The organism is Mycobacterium sp. E3198, from assembly GCF_001667015.1.
Taxonomy (GTDB): Bacteria; Actinomycetota; Actinomycetes; order Mycobacteriales; family Mycobacteriaceae; genus Mycobacterium.
This window is the reverse complement of record NZ_LZIS01000147.1, coordinates 1-12,197: the sequence shown is the minus strand read 5'-3', so window position 1 is coordinate 12,197 and position 12,197 is coordinate 1. Positions and strand designations below refer to the sequence as shown.

Annotated in this window: 11 protein-coding genes and 1 pseudogene; 10 read left to right on the top strand and 2 right to left on the bottom strand. The window is 71.9% G+C overall.

What is annotated here, in order from left to right:
* Window positions 1–11 precede the first annotated feature (11 nt).
* Window positions 12–1,190, top strand: a complete 1,179-nt coding sequence (locus tag A5673_RS16510; RefSeq protein ID WP_369806493.1) for a CoA transferase — start codon at window positions 12–14, stop codon at window positions 1,188–1,190.
* Window positions 1,184–2,488 (top strand): amidohydrolase family protein, encoded by a 1,305-nt coding sequence (locus A5673_RS16505; protein ID WP_068234419.1) that lies wholly within the window; start codon window positions 1,184–1,186, stop codon window positions 2,486–2,488. The genes A5673_RS16510 and A5673_RS16505 overlap by 7 nt, the downstream gene beginning before the upstream one ends.
* 7 nt (window positions 2,489–2,495) lie before the next feature.
* Here A5673_RS16505 and A5673_RS16500 read toward each other — a convergent pair whose 3' ends face one another.
* On the bottom strand, window positions 2,496–3,398 hold the full coding sequence (locus tag A5673_RS16500) for an alpha/beta hydrolase (RefSeq protein ID WP_068234416.1): 903 nt from the start codon (window positions 3,396–3,398) through the stop codon (window positions 2,496–2,498).
* Between the two features lie 234 nt (window positions 3,399–3,632).
* Between A5673_RS16500 and A5673_RS16495 the strand changes: the two genes are divergently transcribed.
* The 8 genes from A5673_RS16495 to A5673_RS16460 all read left to right on the top strand — a co-directional run bounded on the left by A5673_RS16495 (window position 3,633) and on the right by A5673_RS16460 (window position 11,582).
* Window positions 3,633–4,286, top strand: coding sequence for a class I SAM-dependent methyltransferase (locus A5673_RS16495; RefSeq protein ID WP_068234413.1), 654 nt, complete (start codon window positions 3,633–3,635; stop codon window positions 4,284–4,286).
* Complete coding sequence (locus A5673_RS16490) at window positions 4,283–5,569, top strand: molybdopterin-dependent oxidoreductase (protein WP_068234411.1); 1,287 nt, start codon at window positions 4,283–4,285, stop codon at window positions 5,567–5,569. The genes A5673_RS16495 and A5673_RS16490 overlap by 4 nt, the downstream gene beginning before the upstream one ends.
* Before the next feature lies 1 nt (window position 5,570).
* A complete protein-coding gene (locus A5673_RS16485) occupies window positions 5,571–6,101 on the top strand; it encodes a hypothetical protein (RefSeq protein WP_068234409.1) in 531 nt (176 codons plus the stop codon).
* Between the two features lie 105 nt (window positions 6,102–6,206).
* Window positions 6,207–7,409 carry an alpha/beta hydrolase gene (locus A5673_RS16480; protein WP_068234408.1) on the top strand — a complete coding sequence of 401 codons (1,203 nt, stop codon included), beginning with the start codon at window positions 6,207–6,209 and terminating at the stop codon, window positions 7,407–7,409.
* A gap of 44 nt (window positions 7,410–7,453) precedes the next feature.
* Window positions 7,454–8,863: a wax ester/triacylglycerol synthase family O-acyltransferase gene (locus A5673_RS16475; RefSeq protein WP_068234404.1), complete on the top strand. Its 1,410-nt coding sequence runs from the start codon at window positions 7,454–7,456 to the stop codon at window positions 8,861–8,863.
* A gap of 70 nt (window positions 8,864–8,933) precedes the next feature.
* Complete coding sequence (locus A5673_RS16470) at window positions 8,934–9,722, top strand: crotonase/enoyl-CoA hydratase family protein (RefSeq protein WP_068234401.1); 789 nt, start codon at window positions 8,934–8,936, stop codon at window positions 9,720–9,722.
* 67 nt (window positions 9,723–9,789) lie between these two features.
* Entirely contained in the window at window positions 9,790–11,289 is a 1,500-nt protein-coding gene (locus A5673_RS16465; protein ID WP_068234399.1) for a class I adenylate-forming enzyme family protein, read from the top strand.
* A complete protein-coding gene (locus A5673_RS16460; protein ID WP_068234394.1) occupies window positions 11,286–11,582 on the top strand; it encodes a hypothetical protein in 297 nt (98 codons plus the stop codon). The genes A5673_RS16465 and A5673_RS16460 overlap by 4 nt, the downstream gene beginning before the upstream one ends.
* Window positions 11,583–11,586: 4 nt before the next feature.
* Here A5673_RS16460 and A5673_RS30450 read toward each other — a convergent pair.
* Window positions 11,587–12,197 (bottom strand): annotated as a pseudogene (locus A5673_RS30450) (PE family protein); the annotation flags it as partial.

The window sequence follows — 12,197 nt, the reverse complement described above, 5'->3', positions numbered from 1 at the left end:
ACAATGGGGTGGTGACGACGGCATCCAGCTGGGGCAGCAGCGGGCTGGCCCACCTGACCGGCCTGCCCGACGGGCCGCCCGACTTCTCCCGCGCGCACGTGCTGGCCCGCGCCGAGGAGGTGGCGGTGGCCGTCCGTCGTCGAGCCGGTATCCCCGTCGGGCCCGCCGTCCTGCTGGCCGGGCGGGCCGGGCTGCTCGGGTTGACGCGCCGCGGCCGGGCGTCGGCGGGCGGTGCCAGCCGGTTGCTGCCGGCCGCCGATGGCTGGTGCGCCGTCACGCTGTCGCGCCCGGACGACGTCGCCGCCGTACCCGCGTTGCTGGAGGCCGAGGTGGGGGCCGCCGATCCGTGGCCGGCGCTGGGGCGCTGGGCCGCAACGCGTCCGGTCGCCGCGATCACCGAACGGGCGGGCCTCCTCGACATTCCCGCGGCCGGACTGGGCGAGGTGGCCGCCGGCTCGCCGCAGGTGCGGCACCTGGGCTTCCGGGCGGAGCCGCGCGGGCTGGCCGGCCTGCTGGTGGCCGACCTGTCCTCGATGTGGGCGGGTCCGCTGTGCGGGCGGCTATTGGCGCGCGCCGGAGCGACGGTCGTCAAAGTGGAAAGCCCGCGCCGCCCGGACGGCACCCGCGCGGGCAACCGCGCCTTCTACGACTGGGTGAACGCCGAAAAGCTTTCCTACTGTGTGGATTTCGACACTGCCGCCGAGGAGCTGCGCGAGTTGCTCGCCGTCGCCGACATCGTCATCGAGGGCTCGCGGCCCGCGGCGTTGCGGCGGCGAGGGCTCGGGCCCGACGCCATCGCGCCGCGACCCGGCCGAATCTGGTTGCGCATCAGCGGCTATGACGACCTCAGGCCCGCGTTCGGCGACGACGCCGCGGTGGCCGGCGGCCTGGTGGGCGCCGCCGCCGACGGACCGGTGTTCTGCGGCGACGCCATCGCCGACCCGCTGACCGGGCTGGAGGCGACCCTGGCGGTGCTCGAATCGCTGGGCCGGGGCGGGGGTGAGTTGATCGGAGTTTCGATGGCCGCGGTCGCCGCGACCTATGCGGCGCTGCCCACCGTGGCGTCGGTCGCCCCGCATCCGGCCCCGCCCCCGCAGCCGCCACCGCCGTCGCCCCCGGCGGCCGGCCTCGGTGCCGACAACGAGGCCGTGCGCCGGCTGGTCTCCGAAAGACGCTGCCTATCATGCTGATTCACCGGGCCACCTTGTTGGACGGCAGAGCGGTCGACATCCGGGTCGGTGCGCAGATCGACGAGGTGGGCGAGGGTCTGCAGGCTCGGCAAGGGGAGGGTGTGCTCTACGCCGGCGGCGGGACCGTCCTGCCCGGTCTGCACGACCACCATGTGCACGTGCGTTCGGCGGCGTCGGCCCTGGACTCCTTTTTCGTCGGGCCGCCCGGGGTCACCACCAAAGACCAACTGACGCAGTTGCTCTCGAACGCCACCCCCGGTCCCGACGGGTGGATTCGCGCCGTCGGCTATCACGAATCGGTCGCCGGCGAGCTGGACCGGACGGCCCTCGATGCCCTCGTGCGCGACGTCCCGGTGCGCATCCAGCACCGCAGCGGCGCGCTGTGGATCCTCAACTCCGAGGCGCTGGGCCGGGTCGGCCTGCCCGAACACCCCGACGGGCGGCTGCGCAGCGCCGACCGCGGCTGGTCGGACGCGCTGGCCCAGCGCGAAACCGATCTCGCGGAACTGTCGCGCCGCATCACCGCGACCGGCGTCACCGGGGTCACCGACGCCACCCCCGACCTCGCCGCCGACGACATGGTCGCGCTGCTCGTGGCGCACCGGCGCGGCGAATTCCGGCCCCGGCCCAGCTTCCTGTCACCGGGCAAGAAGATCCTGCAGGACGACCGCCTCGACCTGGACGCCCTGACGGACTGGATCGCCGCCCAGCACGACGACGGCCGGCCGGTCGCCGTGCACTGCGTGACGGCCGCCCAGCTGGTGGTCACCATCGCGGCGCTGCGCACGGCCGGCAGCCACCCGGCCGATCGCATCGAGCACGCCGCCGTGGTGCCCACCGACAACCTGGCCGACCTCAGCGACCTCGGCGTCACGGTGGTGACGCAGCCCAACTTCGTCGCCGAGCGCGGCGACCACTACCTCGCCGACGTGCCCGCCGACGAGCACGGCCAACTCTGGCGCGTCGCCTCCCTGCTCGACGCGGCGGTTCCGGTCGCCCTGTCGACCGACATGCCGTTCGGCCACGGCGACCCGTGGACGGCGATGCGCGCCGCGGTGCACCGCACCACCCCCAGCGGCGCGGTGCTCAACGCCGACGAATGTGTGCCCGCGCTAACGGCTCTGACGATGTTTCTGGGCCGCCCGGATCAGCCGGGCCGGCCGCGGACTATCGAAGTCGGGCAGCCGGGGGACCTGTGCGTGCTGACCGAGCCACCGGCCACCGCGCTGGCCGAGCTGGACGCCGGCATGGTGGCGGCCACCGTCATCGGCGGCGAGCTCGTCTACTTCGCGATGTGACCCGCGCTCAGGAGACCGGCGCGAGCGCGGCGCGCAAGCTCTCGCACTGGCTCTCGAAGAACCGCCGCGACACCGGGGCTTTCGCGGCCACCGCGTCGAAGCCGTGGAAGGCGCCCGGAACCACCTCGACGTGACAGGGCACCCCCGCGTCGATCAGGCGCCCCGCGTACGCCAGGTCCTCGTCATGGAACAGGTCGTGCGTCCCCACCCCGATCCACGCCGGCGGCAACCCGGCCAGGTCGTCGCGGCGCGCCGGCACCGCGACCCGCGGGTCGGCGTCGCCCAGGTACGCAGACCAGCCGAAGTGATTGCTGCGGGTGCTCCACAGCCGGTGGTTCGGGCTGGCCGGGGTGGCCGAACTCCGGTCGTCCAGCATCGGGTACGCCAACACCTGAAACACGGGGTGCACCTCGCCGCGGTCCCGGGCCAGCAGCGCCAGCGCCGCCGCCAGGCCGCCGCCGGCGCTGGCGCGGGCGATCGCCACCCGGTTGCGGTCCACCGCCGGCAGGTCGGCCAGCCAGGCCAGCGCCGAATAGCAGTCCTCCAGCGGCGCGGGATAAGGGTGTTCGGGCGCCAGGCGGTATTCCACCGACGCGACCGTCACGCCCAGCTTCGAGCTGAACCGGCGGCACACCCGGTCGTCTTGTTGGGCGGTGCCGATCACGTAGCCGCCGCCGTGGATCCACAGCAGCGCCGGCCCTGGTGCGGTCGCGCCGGCGGGCCGGAACAGCCGGACGCCGGCTCCGGAGCCCAGGGTGATCACCTCGACATCGGAGGGGGCGGGGTTGCGCCCGCGTCCTGTCACCGCGCTCAGCGACCGCATGATCGGCAGGCTGCGGGGGCCGATGATGTGCCGCGGTGCGATGCGGGCGATTCGGCGCAGGTCGGGGTGAACGTCGTTGTTCGGCATCGGGTCAGTATCCATCCGGGCGTGCCGCGGCACCGAATCACTGCCGTGAACCGCTGGGTTAGCCGATCGGAGATCGGGGTAGGAATCGGGTTGATCGAAACGCCGGCGCGCCCCGTATGTATCAGCGTGCCGGCGATGCGGGTTCCCAGAAGTATCGGCGACATCCGCACCACACCCCACCGGGGCAGAGGCGCGTCCGGGCCGCCCGGCCGCGCACGATGCGAGAGGCGTGACATGCTGGGGCATCTCTACGATCGGGCTCTCGGTGGCGAGAGGTGTTGGGTGCGGCACGAGGACGGCGAGGTCCGCCCCCTGCCGGCGCACCGCTGGCTGGGCGAGCGATGTCCGGACAGCGCGTCCCGCGACGCCTCCGACGACGCGTTCGACGAAGCGGTCACACAGCTGTGCACCGGCCCGACGATCGAGCTGGGCTGCGGGCCGGGACGATTGGTCGCCAGGCTGATCCGCCGCGGCGTACCCGCGCTGGGCATCGACCGGTCGGCGACGGCGATCCGCCTGGCCGGCCGCGGCGGCGCGCCCGCGATACTGGGCGACGTGTTCGAGCCGCTGCCCGGAATGGGGTGTTGGCAGACGGTCCTGCTGGTCGACGGCAATGTCGGCCTCGGCGGCGACCCGCTGCGGATCCTGGCCCGCGCCGCCGAGCTGCTGGGCCGCGGCGGGCGTTGTGTCGCCGAGTTCGAGACCGAGGCGATCGGCATCCGTCCGCGCTGGGTGCGCCTCGAGACGGCTGGCGCCGTGGGGCCGTGGTTCCGCTGGGCATCCGTCGGCGTGGACAGCGCCGCCGCGCTGGCCGCGCAGGTGGGCCTGACGTTGACCAGCGTCCGGCTGATCAGCGGCCGGGTCGTCGCGAGCCTGGCCGCCCGGTGAGCGACCACGGGTTTCCCGCCAAGCTGTGGCGCTCGCTCGAGGGGCACCCACCGCCCGGCGTGCGGCGGCTGAACCGGTTCCGCAGCCCGCTGCGCGGCCCGTGGCTGACGTCGGTGTTCGGGCTGACGCTGCTGGTCGCCCTGCCGATTGTCATCCTCACCGGGCTGTTGTCCTACATCGCCTACGCCCCGCAGTTGGGCCAGGCCATCCCCGCCGACGTCGGCTGGCTGCGCCTGCCGGCCTTCGGCTGGCCGACCCACCCGGCGTGGTTGTATCGGCTGACCCAGGGCCTGCACGTCGGGCTGGGCCTGGTGATCATCCCGGTGGTGCTGGCCAAGCTGTGGTCGGTGATCCCCAAGCTGTTCGTGTGGCCGCCGGCCCGCTCGATCGCCCAGCTGCTGGAGCGGTTGTCGTTGCTGATGCTGGTCGGCGGGGTGCTGTTCGAAATCGTCACCGGGGTGCTGAACATCCAGTACGACTACATCTTCGGGTTCAGCTTCTACGACGCGCACTATTTCGGAGCGTGGGTGATGATCGCCGGTTTCCTGGTGCACATCGCGCTCAAGATCCCGCGCATGGTCACCGGGCTGCGGGCGATGCCGCTGCGAGAAGTGTTGCGCACCAATACAAGTGACACCCGCCCGGAACCGCCCGATCCCGACGGGCTGGTGTCGGCCGACCCGGCCGAGCCGACGATGAGCCGGCGCGGCGTCCTGGCCCTGGTCGGCTCCGGCGCGCTGCTCGTGGGCGTGCTGACCGCGGGGCAGACGCTCGGTGGCGCCTCCCGCCGCGCCGCGCTGCTGCTGCCGCGGGGCCGCGGCGACTTCCCGGTCAACAAGACCGCCGTCGCCGCGGGAATCACGCCCGAAAGCGTCGGCGCCAGTTGGCGATTGGTGCTGCGCGGCGGCCCCACCGAGGTGGTGCTGGACCGGGCCGCGCTCGCCGGCCTGCCGCAAGCGACGGCACGGCTGCCGATCGCGTGCGTCGAGGGTTGGTCGACCGTGCAGACCTGGAGCGGGGTCCGGCTGGCCGAGCTGGCGCGGCGGGCCGGGGTTCCCGCGCCCCGCACGGCCCGCGTGGGCTCGCTGCAGCGCGGCGGCGCGTTCGGCGCGGCGACTTTGCAGGCCAACCAGATTGGCGACCCGGACGCCCTGCTGGCGCTGCGCGTCAACGGCGCCGACCTGTCGCTGGATCACGGCTACCCGGCCCGGATCATCGTCCCCGCGCTGCCCGGCGTGCACAACACCAAATGGGTGACCTTCATCGATTTCGAGCCGAGCTGACATGCCTGGATTGACAACGCGATTCGCGGCCGTCTACGGGTCTGGCCCGCTGCACCTGCTGACGATGCTGTCCGGCTTCGCGCTGTTGGGCTACGTGCTGGCCACCTTCAAACCGGCGACGCTGTGGAATTCGGGGGTCTGGTGGCAGTCCATCGTCGTCTGGCTGGCGGCCGCGGTGATCGCCCACGACCTGCTGCTGTTCCCGCTCTATGCGCTGGCCGACCGGCTGCTGTCGGTGCGGATACGATCGTCACGGCGGCCAAAAGTGAGTGCCCGCAACTACATTCGGGTGCCCGCACTGGGCGCCGGGCTGACGCTGCTGATCTTTCTGCCCGGCATCATCCAGCAGGGTGCACCCACCTACCAGGCGGCCACCGGGCAGACCCAGCAGCCGTTTCTGGGCCGGTGGCTGCTGCTCACGGCGGCGATGTTCGCGGTGAGCGCGCTGTGCTACGCCGCGCGACTCGCCGGGGCGCGTTTTCGCGCCGGAGGTGGCCCGAGGAGCGAATCGCCTCAGCGGGCCGACCAGTGAGTCAGCCTCAAGCAGCTAACGGCATTGGCGCCGGTTTTCGGATCCCCCGATGATCCGTTACGGAATCGTCAGTTTCGCTGCCCCGTCCGGGGGTATGGTCCGTACATGACTGCGAGGGGACCCCGCACGACGCCCTGCGTGAAGTGGTTGCTGCGGGCGAGTCCCGCCGACTACATGCTGGCCTTGAGCGTGGCCGGGGCTTCGCTGCCGGTCGTCGGCAAGCGGCTGGAGCCGCTGGGCAGCCTCACGGCGATGGGAATCTGGGGCGCCCGGCACGCCCCCGACTTCTTCTCCGGGATGACCAAGCGCCGCCCCGCGCCTCGCGACGAGAACCCGGGCCGCGACCGGGAGAGCCTCCAGGACGTATCTATCGCCGCCCTGCGGGGAATCGTGTCGGCGGCGGACCTCGACGTCGAATGGCCCGCCGCGGAGCGCACGCCCCCGATCTGGGACGCGATGCGCCAGCGCCGCTACCTGTACCGCCGCGCGGTCCACTACGGGAGCAGCCCGGCGCAGGTGCTCGACGTCTGGCGCCGCAAGGACCTGCCCGCTCAGCCCGCGCCCGTCCTGATCTTCGTCCCCGGCGGCGCCTGGGTGCACGGCCGTTGCATGGGGCAGGGGTCCGCGCTGATGTCGCGGCTGGCCGAGCAGGGCTGGGTGTGCCTCGCGATCGACTACCGCGTCGCGCCGCACCACCGCTGGCCGCGCCACATCACCGACGTCAAGACCGCGATCGCCTGGGCTCGCGCCAACGTCGACAAGTTCGGCGGCGATCGCAATTTCGTTGCGGTGGCTGGCTGTTCGGCAGGCGGCCACCTGTCCGCGCTGGCCGGGCTGGCCCCCGACGACCCCGGGCACCGGGCCGAGCTGCCCGAGGGCGCCGACAGTTCGGTGGACGCGGTGGTCGGCATCTACGGCCGCTACGACTGGGAGGACCGCTCCACCCCCGAGCGCGACCGGTTCGTCGATTTCCTGGAGCGGGTGGTGGTCCGCAAGTCGATCGCCCGGGCCCCTGAGGTGTTCCGCGACGCGTCGCCGATCGCGCGGGTGCATCGGAATGCCCCGCCGTTCTTGGTGATTCACGGCAGCAGGGACAGCGTCATCCCGGTCGAGCAGGCCCGCAGCTTCGTCGAGCGGCTGCGCGCCGTCTCGCACTCGATGGTGGGCTACCTGGAGCTGCCCGGGGCGGGCCACGGGTACGACCTCATCGACGCCGACCTGGCCGGCGCGGCGGCGCACGCCGCGTCGCTTTTCCTCAACCAGGTCTACCGCACCAAAATGCAGATCGGCGCGAAAGAGGTTATCTGAGCTGCTGCCGCTGGGTAATGTCCCCCTATGAGTAAGGGGCAGCGGTGAAAAGGCTCAGCGGCTGGGACGCGGTACTGCTGTACAGCGAGACGCCGAACGTCCACATGCACACGATCAAAGCCGCCGTGATCGAGCTGGCGCCGGATCGGCGTGACTTCGACATCGACGCCTTCCGGCGAGTGATCGGCGGCCGGCTGAACAAGCTCGAGCCGTTCTGTTACCAGCTCGTCGAGATCCCCTACCAGCTGCACCATCCGATGTGGCGGGAGCACTGCGAGGTCGACCTCGACTACCACATCCGGCCGTGGCGGCTGCCCGAGCCGGGCGGCCGCCGGGAGTTGGACGAGGCGATCGGGCGGATCGCCAGTACCCCGCTGGACCGCGAACGCCCACTGTGGGAGATGTACTTCATCGAGGGGCTGGCCAATCACCGCATCGCGGTGGTCGGCAAGATCCACCACGCGCTGGCGGACGGTGTCGCGTCGGCGAACCTGATGGCCCGGGGCATGGACCTGCAGCCCGGGCCGGCGGACGGGCCCTATCTGTGCGATCCCGCCCCCAGCACGCGGCAGCTGATGACTTCCGCGTTCGCGGACCACCTGCGCCACGTCGGGCGCATCCCCGCGACGATCCGCTACACGGCGCAGGGGCTGGGCCGGGTCCGCCGCAGCTCGCGCAAGCTGTCCCCGGAACTGACCCGGCCGTTCGAGCCGCCGGCGACCTTCATCAATCACAAGATCACCCCGGAGCGCCGATTCGCCACCGCCACCCTGGCGCTGGCCGACGTCAAGGAGACCGGCAAGCGGCTGGGCGCCACGATCAACGACATGGTGCTCGCCATGTCGAGCGGCGCGCTGCGCACCCTGCTGCTGCGGTACGACGGCAAGGCCGAACCCCTGCTGGCGTCGGTGCCGATGAGCTTCGACTTCTCGCCCGAACGGATCTCCGGCAACCGCTTCACCGGCGTGCTGGTGGGCCTGCCGACCGACTCCGACGACCCGCTGGAGCGGGTGCAGTGCAGCCACGAGAACGCCATCGCCGCCAAGGAAAGCAACCAGCTGATGGGGCCGGAGCTGGTCAGCCGGTGGGCGGCCTACATGCCCCCCGCGCCGACCCAGGCCTTCTTCCGCTGGGCGTCCGGCCGCGACGGGAACAACAAGATCCTGAACCTGAACATCTCGAACGTTCCCGGGCCGCGGCAGCGCGGCCGGGTGGGCGGTGCGCTGGTCACCGAGATCTACTCCGTCGGACCGCTGACCGCCGGCAGCGGCCTGAACATCACCGTGTGGAGCTACGTCGATCAGATCAACATCTCGGTGCTGTCCGATGGCGCCACATGCAAGGACCCGCACGAGGTGACCGAGGCCATGGTCGCCGATTTCATCGAGATCCGCAGGGCCGCAGGGCTTTCCGAAGAGCTGACGGTCGTCGAGGCGGCGATGGCGCCGGCCTGAGGGCCGTCGGTGGAAACGGGACTCTCGCCTGCTGCCAATCGCATTCTGGCCGGCCGATACCATCAGCACCGTGACTGGTAGCGACGAAGCCGGCAATGCCGAACCCGAAGTCCTGGTCGAGCAGCGGGACCGGATCCTGATCATCACCATCAACCGGCCGAAGGCCAAGAACGCCGTCAACGCGGCGGTCAGCCGGGGCCTGGCCGACGCCGTGGATCGGCTCGACGGCGACACCGGCCTGTCCGTGGGAATCATCACCGGCGCCGGCGGCTCGTTCTGCGCGGGGATGGACCTCAAGGCGTTCGCGCGCGGCGAAGTGCCCATCGTCGAGGGCCGCGGCATGGGCTTTACCGAACGTCCGCCGGTCAAGCCGCTCATCGCGGCGGTGGAGGGATACGCGTTGGCCGGCGGGACGGAACTCGCCCTGGCCACCGACCTGATCGTGGCCTCCACCGACGCCGCCTTCGGTATCCCCGAGGTCAAGCGCGGTCTGGTGGCCGGCGGTGGCGGGTTGCTGCGGCTGCCCGTGCGCATCCCGCCGGCCATCGCGATGGAGCTGGCGCTCACCGGTGAGAACCTGTCCGCCGAGCGCGCCCACGCGCTGGGGATGGTCAACGTCCTGGCCGAGCCGGGCCACGCGCTGGAGGACGCGATCGCGCTGGCGGAGAAGATCGCCGCCAATGGCCCGCTGGCGGTCGCCGCCACCAAGCGGATCATCGTCGAGTCCCGCGGCTGGACCCCGGAGACGATGTGGGCCGAGCAGAACAAAATTCTTGCCCCGGTGTTCGTGTCCAACGACGCGAAAGAAGGCGCGATCGCCTTCGCCGAAAAGCGCCCGGCGCGCTGGACGGGGACCTGACGTTCGGCCGCACGGGTTACACTGTGACTAAGTTTTGTAAAGGCGTGGGGTTCCGGAAAGACCGAGGATGAGCATTTCGCTGCTGCTGGAGATGGCCGCGTCGAGCAATCCCGAGCGCACCGCGCTCGTCGACGGGGACCTGCGCCTGACGACCCAACAGCTCAGCGACCTCGCCGACGGCGGCGCCGGCGTCATCGCGGCGTCCGGCGCCAAGCACGTGGCCTACGTGGGCGTCGGCGGCGCCATGCTGCCGCTGTTGATCTTCGCCAGCGCGCGCGCCGGGCTCGCCTGCACCCCGCTCAACTACCGGCTGTCCGCCGACGGCATCCAGGCGCTGATCGAGCGGTTGCCCGAACCCCTGGTGGTCGTCGACGGCCGCTACCGCGACATGGTCGGGGACGCGGGCCAGCGGGTGATGTCGTCGGACGAGTTCCTGGCGGCCGCGCGCGAGGCCGAGCCCGCCGCCGAATTCCCCGACCCGGAGTCGGTGGCGGTGGTGCTGTTCACGTCGGGCACCACCTCGCAGCCCAAGGCCGTCGAGTTGTCGCACAACAACCTGACCAGTTACGTCACCGGGACGGTCGAGTTCGAGTCGGCCGCGCCCACCGACGCGGCGCTGATCTGCGTGCCGCCCTATCACATCGCCGGGGTCGGCGCGGCCCTGTCGAACCTGTACGCCGGCCGAAAGATGGTCTACCTGACCAACTTCGACGCCGGCGAATGGGTCCGGCTAGTCGACGACGAGCAGGTGACCACCGCGACGGTGGTGCCGACCATGCTGGACCGCATCGTCACCGCGCTCGAGGCCGGCGGTCACGAGCTGCCGTCGCTGCGCAACCTGGCCTACGGCGGCTCGAGGGTGGGTCTGCCGCTGGTGCGCCGCGCGCTGCAACTGTTGCCGCACGTCGGCTTCGTCAACGCCTACGGCCTGACCGAGACCAGCTCGACGATCGCCGTGCTGGGGCCCGACGACCATCGCGAGGCGCACGCGGCTGCCGAGCCGGACGCGGCCAAGCGGTTGGGATCGGTCGGCCGGCCGGTACCCGGCATCGAAGTGCAGATCCGCGGCGAGGACGGCAGTGTGCTGGGGCCGGGGGAGAGCGGTGAGCTGTTCGTGCGCGGCGAGCAGGTGTCCGGCCGCTACACCGGGATCGGCTCGGTGCTCGACGAGGACGGCTGGTTCCCGACCCGCGACATCGCGCTGCTCGACGAGGACGGCTACCTGTTCATCGGCGGTCGCAGCGACGACACCATCATCCGCGGCGGCGAGAACATCGCACCCGCCGAGCTCGAGGAGGTGCTCATCGAGCACGCCGGAGTCCGCGACGTCGCCGTGGTCGGGGTCGACGACCCGCAGTGGGGTCAGGCGATCGTCGCGGTGGTGGTGCCCGCCGCGGGCATCGATCCCGACCCGGAAGAACTTCGCGAGCACGTCCGCAAGAGCCTGCGCGGGTCGCGCACGCCGGACCGGGTGGTGTTCGCCGACGAACTGCCGACGACCCCGACCGGCAAAGTCTTGCGCCGCGAAATCGTTGAAAATCTCCGAACATTAGGAACGCCAACATGATCAAGAACGGAACCCGCCTCGCCAGCCAGGTGTGTGACACCCAGGTCATCGTGGTCCGCAGCGCCGACAGCCTCGACGACCTGCGCTGCGGCGGCGCCCCGATGGTGCCGATCGGCGGCGAACGCTCCGGCGAGCTCGACCCGAACTACGCCGACGGCACCGTGATGGGCAAGCGTTACGTCGACGAGACCGGCGCCGAGGTGCTGGTGACCAAGCCCGGCGCCGGCAGCCTGAGCGTCGGCGCGACCGCGCTGCAGCTCAAAGAGGTCAAGCCGCTGCCCGCCAGCGACTAGCGGCTTACGGCCCCGCGTGCCCGTTGGGCCCGGGGATTCCGAGCAGCAGCCCGCCGTTGCCGCCCACCCCGGGAGTGGCGCCGACGCCGGCGCTGTTGCCGCCGGCGCCGCCGTTGCCGACGAGTTGGGCGGACCCGCCGTCGCCTCCGTTGGCCTTGCCGCCTCCGCTGGCGCCGCCGTTGCCGCCGTTGCCACCGCTGCCGAACACGGCTCCGTTGCCGCCGTGCCCGCCGTGACCGCCGTTGAAGGCGGCGGTGGCGCTCTGGCCGCCGTCGCCGCCGCCCCCGCCGTGGCCGAACAGCCCGATGGCGTTGCCGCCGGCGCCGCCGCTGCCACCCAAGGCCAAGAACGATTGGCCGCCGTTGCCGCCGTGTCCGCCGTTGCCCACCAAAGCGCCGCCGTTGCCGCCGTCACCGCCGAGCGCACCGAACCCGCCGGAACCTCCGGCCCCGCCGTTGCCGATCAAGCCGGCGTTTCCGCCGTGGCCGGATCGTCCGCCGAAGCTGCCGCCGCCGTCGCCGCCGTTGCCGCTGAGGAACCCGCCGGCGCCGCCGTCACCGCCCGTACCGGGGACGGAGCCTTGGGCGCCCGAGACTCCACCGGCGCCGCCGTTGC